Source organism: Mycobacterium sp. (assembly GCF_039583785.1).
In the GTDB taxonomy this organism is placed as follows: domain Bacteria; phylum Actinomycetota; class Actinomycetes; order Mycobacteriales; family Mycobacteriaceae; genus Mycobacterium.
In genome coordinates this window covers 117,358-140,830 of the sequence record NZ_JAVKSG010000003.1, presented here as the reverse complement: position 1 = coordinate 140,830, position 23,473 = coordinate 117,358, and the positions used below count along the sequence as shown (strand labels likewise).

At 66.6% G+C, this 23,473-nt stretch carries 19 protein-coding genes and 1 pseudogene; 8 read left to right on the top strand and 12 right to left on the bottom strand.

All coding sequences use genetic code 11. The features are described 5' to 3' along the window. Both ABDV69_RS03455 and ABDV69_RS03450 read left to right on the top strand, forming a co-directional pair. Window positions 1-353: hypothetical protein (locus tag ABDV69_RS03455; protein ID WP_343571935.1), on the top strand; the 353-nt coding region annotated here is incomplete at its 5' end. 78 nt (window positions 354-431) lie between these two features. Beyond that, window positions 432-1,121 carry a serine protease gene (locus ABDV69_RS03450; protein WP_343571934.1) on the top strand — a complete coding sequence of 230 codons (690 nt, stop codon included), beginning with the start codon at window positions 432-434 and terminating at the stop codon, window positions 1,119-1,121. A gap of 1,231 nt (window positions 1,122-2,352) precedes the next feature. On the opposite strand, the gene ABDV69_RS03445 is transcribed toward ABDV69_RS03450, so the two are convergent. From ABDV69_RS03445 to ABDV69_RS03410, 8 genes and pseudogenes are all read right to left on the bottom strand, one after another. Further along, window positions 2,353-2,688, bottom strand: a complete 336-nt coding sequence (locus ABDV69_RS03445) for a nucleotidyl transferase AbiEii/AbiGii toxin family protein (protein WP_343571933.1) — start codon at window positions 2,686-2,688, stop codon at window positions 2,353-2,355. After that, window positions 2,685-3,242 (bottom strand): type IV toxin-antitoxin system AbiEi family antitoxin domain-containing protein, encoded by a 558-nt coding sequence (locus ABDV69_RS03440; protein WP_343571932.1) that lies wholly within the window; start codon window positions 3,240-3,242, stop codon window positions 2,685-2,687. Before ABDV69_RS03440 ends, ABDV69_RS03445 begins: the two co-directional genes overlap by 4 nt. A gap of 189 nt (window positions 3,243-3,431) precedes the next feature. Beyond that, window positions 3,432-3,686, bottom strand: a pseudogene (locus ABDV69_RS03435) (transposase family protein); the annotation flags it as partial. Window positions 3,687-4,049: 363 nt separating this feature from the next. Then, window positions 4,050-4,781: a hypothetical protein gene (locus tag ABDV69_RS03430; RefSeq protein ID WP_343571931.1), complete on the bottom strand. Its 732-nt coding sequence runs from the start codon at window positions 4,779-4,781 to the stop codon at window positions 4,050-4,052. A 300-nt stretch (window positions 4,782-5,081) separates the two neighbouring features. Continuing rightward, complete coding sequence (locus tag ABDV69_RS03425; RefSeq protein WP_343571930.1) at window positions 5,082-5,918, bottom strand: EspA/EspE family type VII secretion system effector; 837 nt, start codon at window positions 5,916-5,918, stop codon at window positions 5,082-5,084. Between the two features lie 84 nt (window positions 5,919-6,002). Further along, window positions 6,003-6,830, bottom strand: coding sequence for a carboxymuconolactone decarboxylase family protein (locus ABDV69_RS03420; RefSeq protein ID WP_343571929.1), 828 nt, complete (start codon window positions 6,828-6,830; stop codon window positions 6,003-6,005). Between the two features lie 7 nt (window positions 6,831-6,837). Continuing rightward, complete coding sequence (locus ABDV69_RS03415) at window positions 6,838-8,211, bottom strand: metallopeptidase TldD-related protein (protein WP_343571928.1); 1,374 nt, start codon at window positions 8,209-8,211, stop codon at window positions 6,838-6,840. Then, complete coding sequence (locus ABDV69_RS03410; RefSeq protein ID WP_343571927.1) at window positions 8,208-9,722, bottom strand: TldD/PmbA family protein; 1,515 nt, start codon at window positions 9,720-9,722, stop codon at window positions 8,208-8,210. Before ABDV69_RS03410 ends, ABDV69_RS03415 begins: the two co-directional genes overlap by 4 nt. A gap of 33 nt (window positions 9,723-9,755) precedes the next feature. Between ABDV69_RS03410 and ABDV69_RS03405 the strand changes: the two genes are divergently transcribed. The 3 genes from ABDV69_RS03405 to ABDV69_RS03395 all read left to right on the top strand — a co-directional run bounded on the left by ABDV69_RS03405 (window position 9,756) and on the right by ABDV69_RS03395 (window position 12,868). After that, complete coding sequence (locus tag ABDV69_RS03405; RefSeq protein ID WP_343571926.1) at window positions 9,756-10,631, top strand: sugar ABC transporter permease; 876 nt, start codon at window positions 9,756-9,758, stop codon at window positions 10,629-10,631. Then, entirely contained in the window at window positions 10,618-11,442 is an 825-nt protein-coding gene (locus tag ABDV69_RS03400) for a carbohydrate ABC transporter permease (protein WP_343571925.1), read from the top strand. The genes ABDV69_RS03405 and ABDV69_RS03400 overlap by 14 nt, the downstream gene beginning before the upstream one ends. 88 nt (window positions 11,443-11,530) lie before the next feature. After that, window positions 11,531-12,868 (top strand): sugar ABC transporter substrate-binding protein, encoded by a 1,338-nt coding sequence (locus ABDV69_RS03395; protein ID WP_343571924.1) that lies wholly within the window; start codon window positions 11,531-11,533, stop codon window positions 12,866-12,868. On the opposite strand, the gene ABDV69_RS03390 is transcribed toward ABDV69_RS03395, so the two are convergent. Both ABDV69_RS03390 and ABDV69_RS03385 read right to left on the bottom strand, forming a co-directional pair. Next, a complete protein-coding gene (locus tag ABDV69_RS03390; RefSeq protein WP_343571923.1) occupies window positions 12,846-13,706 on the bottom strand; it encodes an energy-coupling factor transporter transmembrane protein EcfT in 861 nt (286 codons plus the stop codon). The genes ABDV69_RS03395 and ABDV69_RS03390 overlap by 23 nt on opposite strands. Next, window positions 13,703-15,790, bottom strand: coding sequence for an ATP-binding cassette domain-containing protein (locus tag ABDV69_RS03385; protein WP_343571922.1), 2,088 nt, complete (start codon window positions 15,788-15,790; stop codon window positions 13,703-13,705). The genes ABDV69_RS03390 and ABDV69_RS03385 overlap by 4 nt, the downstream gene beginning before the upstream one ends. Before the next feature lie 125 nt (window positions 15,791-15,915). Between ABDV69_RS03385 and ABDV69_RS03380 the strand changes: the two genes are divergently transcribed. Together ABDV69_RS03380 and ABDV69_RS03375 are read left to right on the top strand one after the other, a co-directional pair. Continuing rightward, a complete protein-coding gene (locus tag ABDV69_RS03380; RefSeq protein WP_343571921.1) occupies window positions 15,916-16,404 on the top strand; it encodes a MarR family transcriptional regulator in 489 nt (162 codons plus the stop codon). 117 nt (window positions 16,405-16,521) lie between these two features. Then, the gene (locus ABDV69_RS03375) at window positions 16,522-18,864 is read left to right on the top strand and encodes an ATP-binding cassette domain-containing protein (protein WP_343571920.1); all 2,343 of its coding nucleotides are present in this window, start codon (window positions 16,522-16,524) and stop codon (window positions 18,862-18,864) included. Here the strand turns inward: ABDV69_RS03375 and ABDV69_RS03370 are convergent. After that, window positions 18,819-19,565 (bottom strand): AAA family ATPase, encoded by a 747-nt coding sequence (locus tag ABDV69_RS03370; RefSeq protein ID WP_343571919.1) that lies wholly within the window; start codon window positions 19,563-19,565, stop codon window positions 18,819-18,821. The two genes, ABDV69_RS03375 and ABDV69_RS03370, sit on opposite strands and share 46 nt — an antisense overlap. Next, window positions 19,562-21,064: a CHAD domain-containing protein gene (locus ABDV69_RS03365; protein ID WP_343571918.1), complete on the bottom strand. Its 1,503-nt coding sequence runs from the start codon at window positions 21,062-21,064 to the stop codon at window positions 19,562-19,564. The genes ABDV69_RS03370 and ABDV69_RS03365 overlap by 4 nt, the downstream gene beginning before the upstream one ends. A gap of 123 nt (window positions 21,065-21,187) precedes the next feature. Here ABDV69_RS03365 and ABDV69_RS03360 point away from each other — a divergent pair, with 123 nt between their 5' ends. Then, the gene (locus tag ABDV69_RS03360) at window positions 21,188-23,155 is read left to right on the top strand and encodes an acyl-CoA dehydrogenase (RefSeq protein ID WP_343571917.1); all 1,968 of its coding nucleotides are present in this window, start codon (window positions 21,188-21,190) and stop codon (window positions 23,153-23,155) included. Window positions 23,156-23,473: the final 318 nt, after the last annotated feature.

Genomic DNA, 23,473 nt, shown 5'->3' with positions numbered 1-23,473 from the left:
GCGGCGGCGGTGGTGGCGGTGGCGGTGCCGGTGACGGCGGGCCCGGAGGTAACGGCGGCAACGGCGGTGACGGTGCATCAGGTTCGTCGCCTGGCGCTGCGGGGACGGGAGGGATCGGTGGCGCTGCCCACGGCGGGACTGGTGGGGACGGCGGTAACGGTGGCAACGGTGGCAGCAATAGTGCGCAAAGCACCGGCGGGAACGGCGGTAACGGCGGGCAGGTCGGTCCGGACGGCAACGGTCGCGGCGGGGACGGCGGCAATGGTGGCAACAGCGCCATCAGTGGACCCGGCGGCGACGGCGGCGACGGCGGCAGCGACGGCACCCCTGGCACGCCCGGCGCCCCTGGATAAATCAATTCCAACGACGGCAGCGGCGCCGGGTATGAGCCAGAACCTGACGGCGAACTGGAGTCCCGGAGGCAGTCCATGATGCGGGCGGGATATCGCTGGTGGGTCGGAGTGTGCGTGTTCGTGCTGTTGCTGGCCGTCGTGTGTGCTCCCGCCGCCTCCGCGGCGCTCCCGCTGGGCGGCGGGGCTGGCATCGTTGTCGGCGGCACGTATTGCACCTTGACCACGATCGGTCACGACAAGACGGGGGGGCTGGTGGGTTTCACCGCCGCGAGCTGCGGCGGACCCGATTCTCCGGTCGTCGCCGAAGGCTCTGAAAGCCTCGGCCCCGTGGGTACCGTGGTGGCCATCCCCAACGACCCTGGTCTGAGGTACGCGGTGATCAAATTCGACTCCGCTAAAATCACCCCGATCCCTAACTTCGCCGGTTTCGTCATCAACGGCATCGACACCCGCCCCTTCGAGTGGCACCAGCCACTGTGCCGACTCGGGGCGGCCACCGGTGACTCCTGCGGCCGCATCGGCTCCCTTCCCTTTGGGGGCCGGCGAATATCCATGGGCGGGGGCGCCTACCAGCCCGGCGATAACGGCGGCCCGGCCACGTCCGATGGCCTGCTTCTCGGCCTGATCACCGGCGGCCAGTTCGTCCCGCCCGACCTGCAGGGATCGCCGCCGCATCAATTCACAGAGATGATGCTGTTCAGCGCCGTCCTTGATGATGTCAATAGCGCTGGTGGCCCTGGCGCGGGATTCATCCCGATTCCGGCCTGATGCTGGGTGGTCGCGACGATGGATCAGGCTTTGGAAGCGATGCAGCGCCAGGTTGGATCAAACCACGGCGCAGAAAAACCTTATGGTTTTACCGCGCATAGCTGAAGAGACGCTGGAGTTGACGGCATTCGCCGATGGGTTAGACGTCCGCGACGCGGATGCACCGAGCAAGTATCCCTACTTACCCGGCTGAGCACGAGACTGTTTGCTGGACGACAGGTGTGCTCGTCCCGCAGTTCGACACCCATCCGCGAGCTGGTTACCCGATGCGATCGACGGACTTGCCAAGGTCGACGGAATCCTGGCCGGTGTGGGGCGCCAGCCGCAGCTACTGACACGCCGCTGATCCGCAACCGCCGCGAGTACCGACGGATCGTGGACAGGTACAACGGGATCGGGCCGACCTGGTGCGGTGGGAACTCTCGGCTCTTACAAGTCATAGGCACCTCCGGGTGTCGATGACCCGGCCGCGGGCTTGGCCCTACGCCTCCGTCGGCTCGCGCTCATCCTCCGTGACCGGCGCGCAGGTGAGGTCAGAAGCTCTGCAACGGGCTGCTGGGTGAACTTGGCGACCAAGTCGTCGATCCGTGCCTTGGTTGCGCTCAATCCGACATCCAAGGGCGATGCTGTTGTTGTTGCCGGGCATTCAGGGTGACCACGTTGAGGTGGGGGTAGCGGCGTTGAGCGCGAGGATGCTTCGGTCGAATCCGTGCGGCGGCATGGTGATGATGTCGCAGTGTCGTCGAGGCCATCGCGATCGGGGGATTATTTCGGTGATCATCGCGGTGCCCGAAGACCATGGCGGGGTGATCGGCTGGCGCCGTGGCAGTTTCACGCCCTGCAGCCAACACGAGTTGACCCCTTCCCGGATGACTCGTGGCAGACCACCCTGGTGTGCCATGCCGTCTGCAGCGCCCGATGATCATCGTCCGCACCACGGAATGGGCCGAGCAGGCCCTGGACGCGGGCTAGACCGACTGCCCACGCTGATGCAATGCGTGTATCTCCACGTCTTCCTCTCGTGTGAGCATAAGAAAGCGGACCTCCTTCGACTGGAGCTGTTGGCGTCAGACACCAGCAGCATCGAAGGAGGCCCGCCCTCAATGGCGGAGCCACGCGGTGAGCACTTTCTATGAGCAGAACTGAGCAGTTTCAGTGAGCGCCATCACTGGTGCGCATCATCGAAGCGGCGCGCACGCCTACTCCGTGGTCGGACTGATGTTGCCTCTGTCTATTCGGGGCCGTGGGCGAAGACGGAATCGAGGTAGGAGGCGACCAGGGTGATCTGGTCGTCGAGGTTCTCCTCGCAGACGGATTCGAGGTGTTCCTTGCGGCGCCATGCGGCCCATTTCGGTTGTGCGACTGCGCCGTAACCGGTCAGGTGCGATGCGACGGGTTCGAGGGTGACGCCACGGTGGCGCGCGACAGCCCGTGCCGAGCGGAGCAGTTCATCAGGGTCGATGCCGTGGCGGGCGAGTGCGACGATGTCGACGTAGTCACGCCAGCGGGTGCTGGTGATGCCGCGTTCGAGGATGGTGACGCCCTTCTCGGCGATGGTGGAGCTCACCCCAGCATCTCCAACGCCTGCAGGACCGGGGACTTCGCCCGCGGTAGGCGAGACGCAACGTCGATCAGCCGGGCCGGTTTGCCGCCTCGGCGCAGCCATTCGCGCAGCGCGTCGCGCGCCAGTTCGTATCCGACCTCACCGCGGAGCCGGAACGCGTCGGCAATCGACCGCTCCGGCGAGTAGATTCCGATCGTCTGATTCGATCCCGGGATCGTGATCTGCTCGCGTCCGATCTCGAATGTGGTGCGGTCGAATTGGTGCCACGCGATCGCACCCGTGCTCGCCGGTGTTCTCGACCCCCGGGGGATCGCAACGTCCAGCGCGGCGGGGATCGCGTCGGTCAGGTCGTGATAGGCGAGCGCGGAGGTCAGGCAGATCGTCGCATCGGGGCGCCTTGTCGCCGCCTCGATCTGATCCCAGTCGGCAGCCGAGGCCTCCGCGGGCAGGTAGATGCCGCGGGCGATGCGGTCCAGCCGGCCCGCACGCGCGTCACGGTAGAGCGCGCTGCGCGACAGGCCACCCTGCGCTGCCGTGCTCGGCGTCAGGGCTTCCATCGACACCACCGCCTCTCCCGAGAAATGATACGGAACGTCTACACGTAATCGTACCTGTAGACGTTCCGTATCTGAGCGGGATGAGGCCGCAGATGAGCGGGGCGGGCGGCCCGCCCAGATAACTGAAACTTTCGGTTGGGTGATGTAAGGCGATGACCGCGGGCTATACGAGGCATTGAGGTTTTCTAACTAATAGTTTCCTCGTTGGAGGGTTGAGAGGACGATTGCGGCGGCGACGATTGCTCCGATTCTGTTGGGGTGTTGCCGGATGCGGCGTAGGCATCGCCACCGTTCTTTGAGTTCGGCGTTGGCGCGCTCCCCGAGCGCCCGTAGGCCGGTCAGCAGGGTGTTATAGCAGGTGGTGTCGGCGTCCAGATCGCGGCCTTTGACCGGGTGCTGCACCCCGATGCCAGCACCCTGGTAGCCCTTGTCGGTCAGCGTCGGTCAGCGTCGGTATGCCCTCGGGGCGAGCCACGTGGGGTCCTTCCCTGTTCGGTGTCTTTGTCGAAACCGAATCTTCGGGAACGGACCCCACGTCCGTGCTCACGACACGCCGATCGCATCATCACCAATCACACCAGGATCACAGGCCCCAAGTGAGAAAACCTCAATAGTGATTTCTGTAGTCTCCTCGGGAACCGGAGCCCCTGGCGGTAGGCCCTGCGGGCGAGTGAACTGCGCGTCCAGGTCGAATTCGCCATGCGGCTGACCAACGCCCATTGCCGGCGATCCGGGTGCCCACTATTTGCGGAAGCCGGGTCAATGGCAGGTCGCGCATCTGGCCGCTGACCACGACGGAGCATCCAGTCAGCGTGTCACGATGAGGTGCGCGCCATGCGTCGTCAGGAAGGAATCGACCAAATCGACGACGACCCAATGCCGGTCTTTGTCGATACCAACGACGACGCCGAGATTAGAAGTAATGCCGTTGAGGTCGACCGTGACCGGGGAGCCAAGAACCTCGGCGGCGATCGGCTTGGACGGGTCGTCGGCGGCCACAACAACCCGCTCGATGTTGCTGGGAATATCACGGATCTCGGGCGTGGCCGCGGGGTCAAGGACATGCCCGGTGACAACCTCACCGAAGCTATTGGTCCACGTGACCGGCGCCTTACCCTGTTCGACTGGCTGGACCGACTGCACCAACGTGCTGGCCGGCGGCTTGCCGTTGACGGTGACTTCAACCGGCAGCGCCCAATTAGGCTGCCCTGCAGTCAAGACCGCCAGGAGAGACGTGGGAATGGTCCACGGCGCGTCACCGTCGGCCGGCGTTTCCTCGCCGGGGCTCACATAAGTGATCACACCGATCTTTGTGCGCGTCGGGCTCTGGCCCCGGCCGCTGGCTTTCATCACCGCCACCGGAGCGTGGTCGTTGCCCTGGGCGCACTGCGCAGCAGTGATAAAGGCGGGGAAGTGTTCGCCGTTGCGGGTGGTGTCGGGATAGTCGATGTAGAAACCCGTCAAGCACACTTTAGCGGTAGCGTTGTCGCCCACCATGATTGGCGTTGCCGGGCGTAGACCCGACACCGGTCCGGACACCGGGACTCCCTCGTTGACAGTAGGCGGAAACAGCCCGGGAGGTGTTGCCGTCGCGGCGTGCGTACTCGCCGACGGCGTCGCGGTAGGACCGCTGTTTTTCGGCCCGCACCCGGCGATGAGAGTCCCGCTGGCGGTGATGGCTACCGCCGCAGTTATCGCAGGGACAATTGCTCGTACCTGGATCATGATTTGTCTTTTCGAAGCTGTGTGAACTGGATTGCCTTGTCTTGCAACGGCACGTGTGGGCCAGGCCGGATGCAGCCAGGTCGCGAATCGTCGGCAGTTGTGTGCTCCGCATGCTCACTTCGGTGGGCGTATGGTCGTTCGGGTTCCGTCGGGCCAGACGATATCACCGGTCTCAGGGTCCTGTTTGGCGCCGCAGGTAGTTGCGTCTTTGAGGAGCTCACCATAATCGCGCACAAGCTTGCCTCGTTCTCGCTGGAGTTCTTGACCGCGCTCATACTCGGAGAGCTCGTACGGATTGTTCTTGTTGAACAAGTGACCGGGCGGATACTTAGCATCGTATTCACTGATTTCCTTTGTGAGCCTGTCCCTTTCGGCGCACCAGTCAGCGAATTTTTTGATCAGCTTCGCTTGCTCTTGAGGATCGCAACGGGGAGGTTCTGTGTCGAATTCGTCGTGCGGGCGGCCGTCGCCAAGCTCGGAGTATTGCTGGCCGATGGTTTGAATCCGCGCCCCGATGGCGTTGAGGTCTCCGTGGGTCTGGCGCACGACGTCGGCGATGTCGCTGACCCCCTGGCGGGCGATCGGCAGCTGCTGTTCTAGATCGCCGGAGTCCGGCAGCGTCGCGGCAGCGTCATTCACCCACTGCCGGACGCTGTCGAGGTTTTGCCGGCCGGCGGTCACCGCCTGCGCCGAGCGGGTGACCTCGGCGCCCAGCTGCTGGTCAAGCTCCGCCATCCGGGCCAGCCGCCGCGCCTGGCGGCTGTTGGCGTCGGCGTAGGTGTCGGCCGCGTGGCCCGTCCACCGTTCGCCCGGTGCGGCCGCCTGCACCCGGGACTGCAGTTCGCGCAGCTGCGCGCTGGTGTCCAGCCCGCTGCCGTCCTGCGGCGTGCCCTCGCCCATCGTGGAGCGTGCCTGCGACCACGTCGCATGGAAGGCTTCGATAGGCCCCACGGCATCCTCCGAAAAACAACGGCGTATTCGTCTTTTAACGCCCGCCCGGTCCGCTCTGGACAGAAGTTCTGGTGGGGCGCGCCGTCAGCTGAACACCGTCTGCCCGTCGACGTCGAGCAGATACCGCTCGGTGCCCTGCTCGACCCGCGGCGCATCGCCGGCCAGCGCCACCGCGATCTTGTTGCTGGCATTACGCATCACGTCCAGTGTCAGCTCGACGGCTTCGGCGGCGCAGAAGTGCTTGTGCACGCCCGCGGCGACGTCGGCGCCGATCGAACCCGGCGACCAGATCAGCGCATCCGCGTAGCGCAGTGCGGCCTTGTGACGGTCGGTCAACTGCGTCGACTCCTCGAATCTTGCGATGTCCTCATACAGCGTCTCCGTCCCACCGGCGTCCAGCGCCGTCGTCTCCCGCAGTGACGTGCACAGCCGGCAGTTGTGCTGGGTCGCGCCGCGCAACCGGACCACTTCGGCCGTCAGCGCGTCGAGCTCACGCAACCGGGCCACGGTCGGCAGAAAGGTGTTGAACACCAGGTCGGACGGATCGGTGTGGTGATCCCACGCCAGGGGTCCGGGCACCCAGCCGAGGTAGGCGTCACCGACCCCGAGCGCTTCCAGCCCGGCACGCACCCGCGGCACGAAGTCGGCGATGTACATCTGCACCACGGTGCCGAACGTATCGTCGCCCAGCGCTTTCCACAGCTTCGAGCGCTGCCCGCCGGTTGTCGCCGAGACGTCGACGCTGAACTGCTCGGCGAACTCGGCGACGACGTCCGCTGAAGCCGGATCCACCGGCGCGGGAAGCGCCGGCAAGCCGAGAGTCGTCGCGCACACCCCGCGAACCAGCGCGGTCAATCGCCCGTCGCCGGGAGACAACGCCACCAGTCGGGTCAGGTCGTCGTGCGCCACCACAGTGCGATTATGTCGCTTGGCTCACCGATGACATGTGAAAGTCCGGAATCCGCAGCGACGGCATCGCCGCGCGGGTGACCCAGTCGCCCCATTCGCGCGGCAGCGTCTGCTCGCTGACGCCGGCCTGGCTGGCCCGCCGCAGCAGATCCAGCGGGCTCTCGTTGAAGCGGAAGTTGTTGACCGCCGCGCTCACCTCGCCGTCTTCGACGAGGTAGACGCCGTCGCGGGTCAGCCCGGTCAGCAGCAGCGTGGTGGGGTCGACCTCGCGCATGTACCACAGCGTGGTCAACAGCAGCCCGCGCTCGGTTGCCGCGATCAGGTCGGCGAGTTCGGTGCTGCCGCCGGTCATCAGGATGTTCTCGGCGGCGACGGCGACCGGGGCGCCGAACTCGACGGCCGCGGCCCGCGGGTAGGCCAGCGCGTTGATCACGCCGTCTCGGATCCAGTCGACCCGGCCGATATTCATGCCGTTGTCGAAGATCGACAGCGTCTCCGACGAACTCGTCGCCGTCACGAACGGCGCGCAGCCCAATCCGGGCGCCGCCGGATCGGAGTACAGCGTCAGCGGCAGGTCGGTCAGCTTCTCCCCCACCCGGGTCCCGCCAGCCGGCGCGCTGAGCGCGGTGCGGCCCTCCTGCGCACCGCGGCCGGTCATCGACCAGCCCAGGTAGATCATCATGTCCGCGACGGCGGACGGCGGCAGGATGGTCTCGTAACGGCCCGCCGGCAACTCGACCCGACTGGCAGCCCAGCCCAGCCGCATCGACAGCTCGTCCAGTAGCGAATCCGTCGACACACCAACGAAATCCGGGGTGCCGACACCCGCCCAGGCGCTGGCACCGGCACGCTTGGCGTTGATCTCCACCGAGCCAGCGGGCTGGGTGTGGCGACGCCGCAGTCCGGTCGACGTCGCCAGGAACGTTGTCTCCACGGTGTGCTGCGCGAAGCCGTACAGCTGGTCGCTGCCGCGGAATCCACGGGCCAGCGGTTCGGCGATGGCTGCGAACACCTCGGGGCCGGTCGACGGAATCGGAGCATCCCAGTCGTCCGGTGCGGTGTTGCCGCTCAGCAGCGGCGCGCCATCACGGGCTTCGGGTGCGGCGATAGCAGCAGCTTGCGACGCGGCGACCAACTCCGCGATGGCCGCCGGCTCCACCTCGGCCGTGGTCAGCGAACCCACCCGTGCGGTATCACGTTCGCGCGCAATCGAAATCACCGTGGTCTGCCGTACCGTCGACACCCCGTTGGTGGTCATCGAGTTGTTGGCCCACCGCAGCGATGTACTGGAGCGGTCGCTGACCAACACGATGGTCTCGGCGGCGCGGCCCAGCGTGGCCGCGGTCTCCAACGCGATGTCGATGACCTGCTGCGGGCCGATCACAGGCCGCCCTCCGTACGCGTGTTGAGCACGTTGACGCCGCGGAACAGCGCCGACGGGCAGCCGTGGCTGACAGCGGCCACCTGACCCGGCTGGGCCTTGCCGCAGTTGAACGCCCCGCCCAGTCGCCAGGTCGACGCGCCACCAACGGCATCCATCGAATTCCAGAAGTCGGTCGTGGTGGCCTGATAGGCCACATCGCGCAGTTGGCCGTCGCGGCGTCCGTCCCGGATGCGGAAGAACCGCTGGCCGGTGAACTGGAAGTTGTAGCGCTGCATATCGATTGACCACGACCGGTCGCCGACGATGTAGATACCATCCTCGACCCGGGCGATCAACTCGTCGGTGCTGAGGTCTTGCGGTCCGGGTTGCAGCGACACGTTGGCCATCCGCTGGATCGGCACGTGATGCGGTGAATCGGCGTACGAGCAGCCGTTGGACCGGGCCTGGCCCAGCCGCGGCGCGAACGCCCGGTCCAGCTGATAGCCCACGAAGATCCCGTCGCGCACCAGATCCCAGCTCTGTGCGGCCACCCCCTCGTCGTCGTAACCGACGCTGGCCAAACCGAATTCGACGGTGCGGTCGGCGGTCACGTTCATGATCGGCGACCCGTACCGCAGTGCGCCGAGCTTGTCGGGGGTGGCGAACGAGGTGCCCGCGTAGGCCGCTTCATAGCCGATGGCGCGGTCGTATTCGGTTGCGTGGCCGATGGATTCGTGAATGGTCAGCCACAGGTTGGTGGGGTCGATCACCAAGTCCTTACGCCCGGGCGTGACGCTGGGCGCCTTGATCTTCTCGGCCAGCAGCGCCGGCAGCTCCGCCAGCTCGTCGGTCCAGTTCCACACGTCATCGCCGGCCAGCACCTCCCAGCCGCGGCCCATCGGCGGCGCCAGCGTGCGCATCGAGTCGAAACCGCCGCCGGGGTCCACGGTCACCGCTTCGAATCGGGGCTGCACCCGCACCCGCTGCTGGGTGATCGACGAGCCCGCGGTGTCGGCGTAGAAGGTCTGCTCCTTGACCGACATCAGGCTGGCCGACACGTGGTTGATGCCATCGGCGGCCAGCAGCCGGCCGGAATATTCGTCGAGCACGGTGATCTTGTCGGCCAACGGCACCGTGAACGGGTCGGTGCGATAGCTCGACACCCAGGTGGCGTCGGTATACACCGGCTCGGCCGCCAGCTCGACGCGGTCGGTGTTGAGCTCCGCCAGCGTGCGGGCCACCGCCACCGCGCGGCGGGCGGTGTCCGCGGCAACGTCCGGTGACAGTTCGGCGTGCGACGCGAAGCCCCAGGTGCCGTCGACCACCACCCGCACGGCCAGGCCGATGTCGCAGTTGAGCACCGCAGCCTCGAGCTCGCCGTCGCGCAACTGGATGACCTCGTTGACCAGTCGGTGAATTCGCAGGTCGGCGTGCCCGGCCCCGGCGGCGGTGGCGGCGGCCAGCGCGGCGTCAGCCAACTCGTGGCGCGGCAGGCTGAGGAAGTCGGCGTCGATCCCCCGGTTCGGTGTCACGACAACCACCGTATCGACCGCTTTACTAGCCTTATGGGGGTGACCTCCAGACGCCGTTCGACCGCGCTGGGATATGCCTTGATCGCACCGAGCCTCTTCGGGGTCGTGACGTTTCTGCTCCTGCCGATCCTGGTGGTGGTGTGGCTGAGTTTGCACCGCTGGGACCTGCTCGGGCCGATCGAGTATGTCGGAGGCCAGAACTGGCGCTCGGTACTGCGGGACAACACCTTCGGCAACTCACTGCTGGTGACATGTGCATTCGTGGCGATCGTGGTCCCGGTGCAGACCGTGCTCGGATTGGCCGTCGGGGCGCTGCTGGCGCGCGAACTGCCCGGTAGTGGCGTGTTCCGCACGATCTACGTCCTGCCGTGGATCAGTGTCCCGCTCGCGATTGCGGTGCTGTGGCGCTGGATTCTGGCACCCACCGACGGCGCCGTCAGCACGGTGCTGGGGCATCGCATCGAATGGCTCACCGATCCCGGGCTGGCCCTACCGGTGGTGTCGGCGGTGGTCATCTGGAGCAACGTCGGCTACGTCGCACTGTTCTTCCTGGCCGGCATCCTGGCGATTCCCGACGAGATCCACTCGGCGGCGCGCACCGACGGCGCGACGTCCTGGCAGCGGTTCTGGCGCATCACGCTGCCGATGCTGCGGCCGACCATGTTCTTCGTGCTGGTCACCGGAGTCGTCAGTGCCGCACAGGTTTTCGACACGGTTTACGCGTTGACCGGTGGTGGACCCCAGAACCGCACCGATCTGGTCGCGCACCGGATCTACGCCGAAGCGTTCGGTGCCGCGGCCGTTGGTCGGGCTTCGGTGATGGCGGTCGTGCTGTTCGTCATCCTGGTGAGCGTCACCCTCGCACAGCACCTGTACTTCCGACGGCGGATCAGCTATGACCTCACCTAAAACGCCCTCGTCGGTCTTGGTGTACGCCGGCCTGGCGGTGGGCGCGGCCGTAACGCTGGCGCCGTTCGGGTTCGGTCTGTTGACCTCGTTCACGTCGGCGCACCAGTTCGCCACGGGCACGCCGTTGACCTGGCCGCGGCCGCCGACGCTGTCCAATTATTCCGGCTTGGCCGGTCACGGGTTCAGTCGCGCCCTCGCGGTCACAGCGCTGATGACGGCGACCAGCCTGTTGGGGCAGCTGACCTCGTCGATATTCGCTGCGTACGCCTTCGCTCGGCTGCGCTTTCCCGGCCGCGACGCACTGTTCTGGGTCTACCTCGCGACGCTGATGGTGCCGGGCAGCGTGACAGTCGTACCGCTGTACCTGATGATGTCGCAGCTGGGACTGCGGAACACGTTCTGGGCGTTGGTGTTACCATTCGTCTTCGGCTCCCCCTACGCAATCTTTTTGCTGCGTCAGCACTTCCGCGCAATCCCCGACGATCTGATCAACGCGGCCTACCTCGACGGCGGCACTACCTTGGACGTGATCGTGCACGTCGTCGTGCCGTCCAGCCGAGTCGTCATCGTCACGCTGGCGCTGATCACCGTGGTGTCGGAGTGGCACCACTTCCTGTGGCCGCTGATCATCACCAGCGGCAGCAGATGGCAGGTACTCACGGTGGCGACGGCCGCACTGCAGTCCCGCTACAACGCGCAGTGGACGCTGGTGATGGCCGCGGTGTGGGTGGCCGTCGTGCCGCTGCTGGTGTTGTTCCTGATTTTCCAGCGGCACATCGTCCGCTCGATCGTCGTCTCGGGGCTCAAATGACCCAGCCGATCCGCGAGACAGACGTGATGGCCGTGAATTTCTCGAAAATACAACCCTCACTGCAGTTTCGCGGCGGACAGGCAACGCAATGAGCAGGCTACGGTTCTCCACGCGAGTCACGCTGGCCTGGCTGCTGGTCGCCGCGTCACTGGTCGCCGCGGCGGTGCTGCTGGACGTGACGGCACGACCACCCGGCGGCAAAACCGTTGTCACCGTTCGGCTATGGGACCAGCAGGTAGCCGAGGCGTACCGATCGTCATTTGCGGCGTTCATGAAGACGCATCCCGACATCGACGTGCAGACCGACGTCGTCTCCTATTCCACCTACTTCGACACGCTACGCACCGACGTCGCCGGCGGCACCGCCGACGACATTTTCTGGCTGTCCAACGCCTACCTGGCCGGATACGCGGACAACGGTCGACTGCTGGATATCGGCGCGACCTTGGGGTCCGATGTCGCGACGACGTGGGAGTCGTCGGTGGTCGGGCAGTTCACCCGAAACGGGACGCTGTGGGCGGTCCCTCAACTAACCGACGGCGGTATCGCGGTCTACTACAACGCGGACCTGCTCGCCGCCGCCGGAGTCGACCCTGCCACGTTGGACACACTGCGGTGGAGCCTGGGCGGCGACGACACCCTGCGCCCACTGCTGGCCCGGCTCACCGTCGACGTCGACGGACGTTCGGCGAGCACGCCGGGTTTCGACCCCAACCGCATCCCGCGGTGGGCCTATAACGCAGCCAACGACCCACAGGGCATCTATCTCGACTACATCGGGTCGGCGGGCGGAGTGTTTCAGGACGGTGATCGCTTCGCGTTCGACAATGCCGGCGCCGTCGAGGCTTTCACCTATCTGGTCACGCTGATCAACCATGACCACGTCGCGCCGCCGGCGTCGGACACCAACGAGAACGGCGATTTCTCCCGCAACCAGTTCCTGGCCGGCAGGATGGCGCTGTTTCAGTCCGGCACCTACAACTTGGCCACGATCGCCGGGAAAGCCACCTTCCGCTGGGGCGTGGCGATGCTGCCCGCCGGTCCGAAGGGCCGGGTCAGCGTCACCAACGGTATTGCTGCGGCCGGCAATTCGGCCTCCCCACATCCCGACGCGGTACGCCAGGTGCTGGCCTGGATGGGCAGCACCGGGGGCAACCAGTACGTGGGCGCCCAGGGCAGCGCCATTCCCGCAGTCACCGCAGCGCAGAACACCTTCTTCGATTACTGGCTGCGCAAAGGTGTCAATGTGAAGCCCTTCTTCGACGTTCTCAACGGCCCGCACATCGCTGCTCCCGGCGGCGCCGGCTTCGCCGCCGGCAATCAGGCGATCAAGCCCTATTTCGACGAGATGTTCCTTGGCCGTAGCGATATCGCGACGACCCTGCGCCTGGCTCAGGACGCGGCTAACGCGGCCGCACGCCGCTGACGCCGGTGTGGATCTCGAGTGCAACAGCCGCGGCGCACGTCACGATCGTAATGGCGATCGCGATCCAGTCAGCCCGTTTCGGTCGCGACGGAACCGCCGAAATCTGGCCGATGCCACCACGCGCGGTGATGGCGTCACCCATCTCGTCGGCTCGGCGCAGGGTCACCGTGAGGGCCGCGGCGATCAGGTCGACCGCTTCCCGGGCCGCGCGCCGCCGACGCGCCCGGCGGGTGTCCGCGACCCGTCTGGGCCGCAATCGGCGCGCGGCATACAGCAACCGGAATTCGTCGATCAGCATCGGGAATGCGCGCAGCGCCAGCGCAATCGTGACGGCCCACTCGTCGACGGGTATCCGCAACCATCGCAGCGGTCGGCCCAAAGTGGCTACCGCAGGCGCTATTTCGGCGACATTGGTGGTCCACGACACCATCGCTCCCAGGCTCAATAGCACGAACGACAACGTGGTGATCCGCAGGAAATTCAGCAACCCGCCGAGCCCGATCGGAACTCCGGCCAGATGCATGATCGGGCTGCCACCCGCGAACGCTGCGGAGACCCCGCCGAACACCAACAGGATCCACAGCCAGTGCGGCACATCGGGCAGGGCGCCGCGCGGGATGTGCGCGAGCCGGGCCGCAGTGACCACCAGCGCGGCCACCAGCCCGATGGCGATCCAGCCCGGATAGAACGTCAACAGGACCGAGACGGAAAAGACCGCCAATAGTTTGGTGCCGGCCCACAGGTCGTGGACCACGGAGCTGCCGGGCACCGGACGCAACAGCACCACCGAGCGAGGTGGCCGACGTTTTGACCGTTCCCCCGATGACGCCGTCGTCATGACAGTCCCCCGGCCGCCGTCGAGACCGCGTGCAGCACCCCGTCACGAAGATCCAACGTGTGCGGGCAGAGGTCTTCCAAGCCCGCGAAGTCGTGCGAAATCACCACGACGGTCAGACCCTGCTCGCGGCGCAACTCCTCGATCAGGCGCACCAACCCGCGCTGCGTGACGGCGTCCACGCCGGCCAGTGGCTCGTCGAGAATCAGCGCCCGCGGCGAGCGGGCCAGCAGCCCGGCCAGCACCACTCGGCGCATCTGACCGCCGCTGAGCTGATCGATGCGCCGGTTGGCCAGGCCGCTGTCCAGCCCGACGACACCGAGCGCGGCAATGACGCGATCGTGGTCCTTGGGTGAAAAGCCAGCGGCAGAGGCGACTTCCAAGTCGACCCGGCTGCGCATCAACTGCAATCGCGCCGCCTGGAACGACAGCGCAACCGCCCCGACTTGTTCGTGGGAGGGTCGGCCGTCGAGCAGGCAGGTGCCGGTGGTCGGGACCGTCAGCCCGGCCAGGATCCATGCCAGCGTCGACTTGCCCGAGCCGTTGCCGCCGTGGATCAGCAGGCCTTCACCCTGGTGTACCGAAAAGCTGACGTTGCGCAACGCGGCCTTGGCCCAGGGGGTCCCGCTGTTGTATTCGTGGCTGACGTCGTTGACCTGGAGGATCGCGGGGCCAAACTCGTGGCCGGGCACCGGGGTCGCCGCGGGCGCGGCGATCGTGCCGACCATGCTGGTGTTGTCGCCGGACTCACTGAGACTGATTGTGCTGTCGGCGGATTCGGCCTCGCTGTGGTAATGGGTGATGTGCACGACCGCCGTGCGGTGGCGCTGTTTCAGGCCGGACAGCACGCCGAGCAGCGCGTCACGACCCTCTTGGTCGACCATGCTGGTTACCTCGTCGGCGATGAGCATCGCCGGCTCGCGCGCCAGCGCAGCCGCTACCGCCAGTCGCTGCAGTTCGCCGCCGGAGAGACTTCCGGTGTCGCGTTCGGCGTGCGATTCCAGTCCGACTTCGCGCAGCAGTGCGGCCACGTCGGTCGTCGTCCCCGGCGGCAGACCCCAGACCACGTCGTCGGCGACCCGGGTGCCCAGCACCTGAGATTCCGGGTGCTGCATGACGATAGCGGTCCCGCCCATCCGGCCCAGGCCCACCGATCCTGGACGTTCAATGGTGCCCGACGTCGGTTCCCGCCCGGCCAGTACCAGCATCAGGGTGGTTTTGCCGGAGCCGTTGGCCCCGGTGATCGCCAGATGTTCGTCGGGCTTGACCTCTAGGTCGACCGGCCGCAGCGCGTCGTGGTCGGTGTTGGGATAGCGGAAACGGACTTGGTTGAGCCGCACTGGAACTGGGCCGACCGGCGCGCTGTCGACGGGCGCGTCGAGCTTGTGCACGTCGGGTATGCCGCGCATCCGGTCCAGCACCCGCGACAGTGCCCACCAACCGATCAGCGAGACGACGACGATCGAGACGGTACCGTTGGCGAAGATCAGCCAGGGCCAGTAGTTCAGCGCTTCGGCGAGGACCCATTGGAGTTTTCCCGCCGACCATTCCAGAGTGGTCCCGATGCGGGGGCCCATCGGGAAGTGGTGCTCGGTCGTGAAGCGCCCGATCGACCGCAAGACGGCCGCGACACCGTTGATGTTCGCGGTGATCGCATCGAAGATCAGGTGCCGCAGCCGCGAGAGCAACGCCAGCGCCGCGACCGTGACGACGTTGAACGCCGCTCCGGCGAGCAGCGACACCACGACAACCGTCCCGGTGCCGCGGCCCCGGCGTTTGACGACCCCGGTCAGCCCGCCCACGTAGGCGCTATGGCCCACCGTCATCAGGCCGCCCAGACCGGCGATCAGGAAGGCGATCAAGCCGGCGGCCACCGTCCCGGCGATCAGCACCCGGAAGCGGTAACGGTAGGCCAGCAACCCCATCGGCACGGTCCCCAGCAACGCCAACGCACCGGCGAACGGAACGACGATGGAGATGATCGCAGTCGCCGCGCACAGCGCAGCCATCACCGACGCCTGCGCGAGTTCGCCGGGACGCAGCGAGCGGGACGTAGGTGTCCGGCTCGCTGGGCGAGTCGCGTTCATTGCATCAATTCTGCCAGCTGTCGCGGGGTGCTCCCGCGAGCAGACGATGGGCGGTCGATCGAGTTAACCAGACTGAAATTGCCCGGTTCATGGTCTAGATAGCCTGGCTATGCAACTATATATGCATGACGTCACCCGCAACCGCTGAGCGCGGCGCTGCCGAGGAGGCTGTCCCCGGCCTGGGTGCGGATCTGCTCGCCGTCGTCGCCCGACTCAACCGCTACGCCACCCAACGCATCCAGATGCAATTGCCGGCCGCGCAGGCCCGTCTGCTGTCGACCATCGACGCCCACGGCGAGGCACGAATCTGTGACCTGGCAGCGATGGACCACTGCTCGCAGCCGACCATGACCACGCAGGTGAGACGCCTCGAAGAGGCCGGCCTGGTCACCCGCGCCATCGACCCCTGCGACGCCCGCGCCGTGCGCATCAAGATCACCGCCGAGGGGATGAAGACGCTGAATCGGGTGCGAGCCGACCGCGCCAGCGCGATCGAGCCGCAACTGGCCGAGTTGGACGCCACCGATCGGCAGACTCTGGTGGATGCCGTCACCGTATTGCGCCGCCTACTCGAAGACGCCCGGGCCGTCCCGCGCACCGGCAGATCTCGCTAACCCTATGCCCCAACGCTGTCTGGCCAGCGCCAACGACCTACGGTCGCGTCTCGCTGCATGGTAGCGGCGGGATAATGGACTCTTGAGGCCAGCAGGTGGGCGAGGAAGGGGGTGGATGTGTCGCCGGCTACGTTCGGCTCTCCCTTGATCGTCTGGCTCGGCACCCAGCGGTACGACTTCCCGCCTGATCGCGACGTCACCATCGGCTCCAACGGCGGCGCGGACATCCGGCTCTACGACCTCGGCGGGCTGTCTGAGCCCCAGGTGTTGCTGCACTTCAACGGCATCGAGTGGATCGCCGTCGACCGCAGCGAAGCCGGCATGTACGTCGACGGGGTGCGAATGTCGACGATCTTCATCCACGAAGGCCGCGCGATCACCTTCGGCGACCCACAACACGGCCCACGGCTGGTGTTCCAGCTCTCCGCTCCGCCACCGCCGCCGCCGCCGCGCATCACGGCGCCCCCGCCGATGCGTCCTCAAGCACCCCCGCCTCCGCCTCCACGGCCGATGCCGCACTTTCAGCCACCGGCTCCGCCCCCACGGCCGATGCCGCACTTTCAGCCACCGACTCCGCCACCGCCGACTGTGGCCGCCCGGCTCGACGTCGGCACGCAGAAACTGCCGAAGCGCAAGCCGCGTCTTTCAAAGCGGCCGGCTCAGCAGCCCGCGCCGGCCGTGCGGCCGCAGCAGCCGAACGAAGAGCCCACGAGCACCCCGAAGCCCACACCGAGCAGCATCGCCGGTCCGCTGGAGGCGCGCCGCGTGCGCCTCTGTGTCGACGGCAAGCAGGCACTGACGGACCTCTCCTTCACCGCGTCGCCCGGCACGATCACCTCGGTGATCGGGCTGTCGGAAGCCAGCACGTCCGCTCTGGTCGACGTGCTCGCCGGCACGGTGCGGCCGAGCATGGGTGAGGTCGACTTCGACGGCCACGACGTTGCCGCCGACGATGTGCGTCCGCAGGTCGGAGTGGTACCGCGTCACGATCTGCTGCGGCCGCACCTGACCGTCGGGCAAGCGTTGCGGTACGCCGCCGAATTGCGTTTCCCGTCAAGCACTTCCGCCGAACAGCGAGGCGAGGCTGTGCGCTCGGTGCTGGAGAAGCTGGAGCTGACCGCGCTGCGCACCGCCAAAGCGGGAACGCTGACCCGCGAGCAGCGCAAGCGTGCATCGCTGGCGGCGGAACTGCTGACCGATCCCGCGCTGATCGTCTTCGACGAACCGACCGTCGGCCTCAATCGGCAAGCTGCGCAACGGATCACGGCGAAGCTTCGGCAACTCGCCGACGAGGGGCGCGTTGTCCTAGAGGCGACGACGGCACCCACCGAACTCGATGTCTGCGACCAGGTGCTGCTGCTCACCCCGACCGGCATTCCGGTGTTCGCCGGTCCGCCGGCGCAGATCGGGCCGCAGCTGGGCACGACCGACTGGGCCGAGATCGTCGAGCGAGCCCGTACCGACCCGTACGGCGCGCACGAGGATTACCTCGCGCGCCGAGCTGAGCCGCCATCGCCGGAACCGCCGCCGGGACCATCCGAGCCGCCGTGCGCCCCTGCGCCGCAACGAAACATGTTGCGCCAGATCGCGGTTTCGACTCGTCGTCAAGCCTGGCTGATGATCGGCGATCAGCGCTACTTCACCTTCCTGGCGATTCTTCCGGTGCTGTTCGGCGCGATCTCGTTGCTGATACCCGGGGACGCCGGTCTGGGCCCGGCCAGCCGGTACGGCCACAATCCCGACCAAGCCCTCGCGATTCTCACCGTGCTCACCCTCGGCGCCATCGTGATGGGCACGGCGCTGGGCGTCCGCGACCTGTTCACCGAGCAGAGCATCTTCCGGCGCGAACAAGCGCACGGCTTGTCGGCGTCGGCGTTTCTGGCCGCCAAGGTGATCGTCTACACCCTGACCGCGATTGTCCAGACCGCGGTCATCACGACCGTGGCGACCGTCGGCCACCAGGCACCCGCCCACGGCGCCGTCCTGTTGGGCCACACCAAGCTCGCGGCCAGCGTCGAGTTGTTCATCGCGCTGGCGGTCATCGCCACTGTCACCGCGTTGGTCGCGTTGGCGTTCTCCTCGCCGGCCACACTTTACGAGCAGGTCTGGTTGACCGCCGTACTGGTCGTCTTGGTCTCCACGGTGTTCGCCGGGGCATTGTTCCCCATTTCCGGCCGGTTCCCGCTGGAGCAGATCGCCGCGCTGGTGCCGTCCCGATGGGGATTCGCCGCCGCGGCGTCGACCGTCGACGTGCACGCGGTCAATCCCCTTGCCGAAGCTGATGATTCGTGGAAACACACACCCGGCCAGTGGCTACTCGACATGGGTCTGCTGATCGGCTACGGCGTTGTCGCGGCCGCGGCGCTGCGCTGGCGACTACGACGGCCGTCGCGCCGGCACAACCTGAAAACCGGTCAGCCGAGTTCGTCGCGGGTGATCTCTGACCACAGCGCCTTGTAGCAGTGCGCTGCGGGACTGTGCGGCGCGGCTGCGGTCACCGGCGCGCGATGTTCGGCCATCTGCTCGATGATCGACAGCGCCGGAATGGATGTGGTCAGAATCCCGGGCCGCTCCGAGGCGAGGCTTCGCACCAGGTCGCAGTGCAACCGCTTGCGCCGGTCCACCATCGAGAAGAAGGCACGCACGCGCGGCCGGCGACCCTGGAAATCGCTGACAAAACCGGTCAATTGGTCGAAGGTGCGAACCGACAAGGTCGCCGGGATCATCGGCACCAACACGGTGTCGACGGCGTGCAACACATTTTCCGACAGCAGCGAAATACCCGGCGGGCAGTCGAGAAAGACCATGTCGTACTGACTTTTCTGCGATCGCAGCAGTTCGCGGATCCGGCGGGTCGGCCGCTTCATGTCGTCGAGTTGCACGTCCAGGTTGCGGTACCGGAAATCCGCCGGCAGCACATCGAGCCCGTCGAAATCGGTGGCCTTGATCGCATCGTCGAACGGTCGCGACCCCTGCAGCAGAGCCCGGCCGCCGCCCTTGACCTTCGCCCGCACCCGGAACATGTAGGTCGCCGCGCCCTGTGGGTCGAGATCCCACAGCAACACCTTGTGGCCGTCGAGCGCCGCCAGATGCGCCAAGTTCACCGCGGTCGACGTCTTACCGACGCCGCCCTTGATGTTGTAGGTCGCGTAGACCTTCATCTGCGCACCAGCGCTTTGACTCGGGCGCGATTCTCATCGGCCAGGAACGGCCGCAACCGGCCCACCAGCGCCGCGCGTGCACGGAGTTGATGCGCGTCGAGTTGCGCGGCCATCTCACCCATCGCCAGCACCGTCTCGGGCGGCGCCGCTCCCTGCTCCATCATCGTCGCGGCGAATTCGCGGACCGCTTCGCGCTGCACCTCGCCGTCCTGAAAGTCGCCGAGCGTGTCCTGCAGCGACTTGAGCTCCTTGAGCAGCGCACGGTGTGCCTCGTTGTCGCACACCGGCTTGAACAGCTCGAGCAGGTAGCGCAGTTCCTTGCACCGCTTGCGCAACCCGTGCACGTCGTCGCTCGGCGAATCCGGGTGGATGCGTCCACCGCGCCGCGCCGCATTCCGGTACGCCTGCCGTAGGCGCCGGCGCGCCAGCATCGCCACCGTCGGCCCGCCCACGGCGTCGGTCGCCACCTGGGCCAGCGCCGTCCGCCAGTCGCTCATCAGCTCCTCGAACCGCCGCGATCGCAGCCCACGTACCAGGCGCCGCCGCTCGGCGCTGCGATGCTTGACCAGAAACGACCGGAACGGGTCCAGGTCGCCGGGAGCGGCCGACATCAGGCGGGCTGCCATGGTGTCCAGGTCGAGCAGGTAGACGTCCAGGTCGCGGACCGGGGTGGTCAGATCGCCCAGCCACTTGAATTCCGGGGCGAAGCGTTCGGCCAGGTTGTCGGGCAGCACGTCGCCGACGAGCTTGAGAATCGACCGGGTGCGGCGCACCGCGACCCGCAGATCGTGCAGGAATTCAGTGTCGATCGACCCGATCGTGCCCGGCACGTTCTCCTCGATGGCCGCCGCGAGCGCCACCAGCGTCTGCGAAATAGCCACGGCAGCAGAGGTTTCCGGCCGCAGCTGGGCCGAGCCGCGGCCGTTGGCGGGGTGGCGCTCGGCGTGGGTCAACGCGAGATCGTACGGCGTGGTCGAGACCGCGCTGAACCCGTCGATCCGGCACAGCAGGCGCGCGATCCGATCACCGGCGGAGTCGTAGCCGCGCAGCGGCTGGATTCGCAGTTGGCTGGTGCCGTCGTCAACGCTCTCGGTCAGCAGCCGGGCAACGGTCTTCGCCTCGGCATTCAGCACCCGGGCTTCCTGTAGCGCGGAGTGCACGGTGACGACCGGCATCAGCGCCCGCGGCACGATCAGCGGTGTCAGGGCATCGCGGATCGGCCCGGCCGGTAAATCGCGCGCCTGCGCGGGCCACTTCAGCGCGCCCATCGGGGCCTGCAGCCGGGTGCTGTCGGGAAACTGCATGATCAGCGGCCCGCCGTCGGCGTAGTGCAGCGAGATCCCGGCCGAGTGCAGCCGCCAATCAAAGGTGTCCAGCCAGGTGCGCGAAACCGCGGTCGCCACGCCGGCGGCCACCGTGAAGCGGGGTCGCAAGGCCGCCGCAACGGAGTCCATGTCGACCGCGCCCTGCATGCTGAACGCGCGGGACACCCCGCCCATGGCGCACCTTTCCTCGACCGCGTGGCCGCGGCCGCGCGACGAACTATAAGCACCGATGGTTAACGCAGCGTCCAGTTCGGTGCAGAATCTCGGCGACTCAATTCTGATCGGTTACCGTCGGGTATGACCAACATTGCGGAACATTTGCGCAATTCACTCGACGGACGTTGGCGCGACGTGAAGAACCAGATGCGTGAGCGACTGGCCGACGACACCTTCCGTCCGCATTACACACCGAACACGGTGATCGCTCGCGCCAAGGTGGCCGAGCAGATGAGCATCATGGCCGACGCGGGCTCGGCCGACGACGGCTTTCGCAAGGAGCACGGCGGAACCGGCAACGTCGGCGCCGCTGTCAGCATGATCGAGATGCTCGCCATGTCGGACCTGTCGCTGATGGTCAAGGCCGGCGTGCAGTGGGGCCTATTCGGCGGCGCGGTGGAGAACCTGGGCACCGAACGACACCACGAGCGCTACGTCAAGAAGATCATCAATCTCGAGTTGCGGGGCTGTTTCGCAATGACCGAGACCGGTCACGGCAGCGACGTCCAGGCACTGGAGACGACGGCTACCTACGACGCCGAAACCGAAGAATTCGTCATCCACTCCACAACGCCGAACGCGCGCAAGGACTACATCGGTGGCGCGGCCGAAACCGCCACCATCGCCGCAGTTTTCGCGCAGCTCATCACAGGCGAGAACGGCGAGCAGGTCAACCACGGCGTGCACTGCATCCTGGTGCCGATCCGCGACGACGAGGGCAACGACCTGCCCGGCGTGACGACATCGGACTGTCAATACAAGGGCGGGCTGCCCGGGGTCGACAACGGGCGCATCGTGTTCGACAACGTCCGGGTTCCACGGGTCAACCTGCTGAACAAGTACGGCGACGTGGAGGCCGACGGCACCTACACTTCACCGATCGAGAATCCCAACCGCCGGTTCTTCACCATGATCGGCACGCTGATCCGCGGGCGAGTGACCGTCGGCGGGAGCGCAGGCAACGCGGCGCGGGTGGCCCTGGATATCGCGACCCGATATGCGTTGCAACGCAGACAGTTCACTGCGCCCGACGACGACGGCGAAGTGTTGATCATGGACTATCTGGTGCATCAGCGCCGGCTGTTCCCGCTGATCGCGAAGTCGTACGCGTTGCAGTTCGCGCAGAACGAGTTGGTGTCCAGGTGCCACGATCTGCAGACGGCCGACTCTCCCGACGCCGAGGAGCAGCGGGAGCTGGAGTCGCGGGCCGCCGGCCTGAAGGCCGCGAACACCTGGCATGCCTCGACGGCTATCCAGGAGGCGCGCGAAGCCTGCGGTGGGGCAGGCTATATGGCCGACAACCGGTTGATCGCGTTGCGCGCCGACACCGATGTGTTCACCACCTTCGAGGGTGACAACCACGTGCTGACCCAGTTGGTGGCCAAGGAGCTGCTGACCGCTTACGCCGACGACATCAAGAGCATGAGTCCGGTCGAGTGGGTCCGCTTCGCGGCCAACTTTGCCGGCGAGCGGGTGCTGAAACGCACTGCGGCCGAGACGATTATGCAAACCATCGTCGACGCCCGGCAGGACAACGAAGAGGACGGCAGCCTGTTCAACCGCGGCACTCAGGTCAAGATGTTCGAGGACCGCGAGGAATACCTGATCGCCTCGGTGGCTCGCCGGCTGCAGGCCAAGTCGAAGGAGATGTCGGCCTTCGACGCATTCAACTGGGTGCAGGATCATGTGTTGCACGCCGCGAAGGCACACATCGACCGGGTGGTGCTGGAGGCGTTCGTCGCCGGAATCGAGTCCTGCGACAACAGCGACGCCCGTGAGGTGCTCGGGCTCGTCTGCGATCTCTACGCGTTGAACGTCATCGAGGACGACAAGGCGTGGTACGTCGAGCACCGGTTCCTGTCCAACGAGCGGGCCAAGGCGGTCACCCGCGGTATCAACGACCGGTGCCGTCTGCTGCGGCCGCACGCACAGGCTCTTGTTGACGGCTTCGGCATTCCCGAATCGCTGCGCTATGCCGAGATGCTGCACCCGGAGAATCTTCCGCAGCCGGACGCCATCGACACCGATTCGGCCCTGCAGCACGGGTGACGAGTTGCCGGTCGGCGCTACCGGCGCCGACTGCGGGCGGGGTGTCAAACCGTCGCGGATACCCGGCGAAACAACGCCCGATCGGCGCATCACCTATACTTCAGTTATGCAACACCCCGCACAGCTGCGCTCCATCCCATCGCGCTGCCGCGTCGTGCACTGTTGCTGTTGTTGTCGTTGATTTCCTGACGCCGTTGGCGATGCTGTAGAAATCCCCGCGCCTCCCTCAGGGCGATTTCCTCCACTTCGGCCGGAGGAATCGAATTGCGCACCGCTCCAGAGTCATTCAGGAAGCTCAGGCAACAATGACAAACCCGT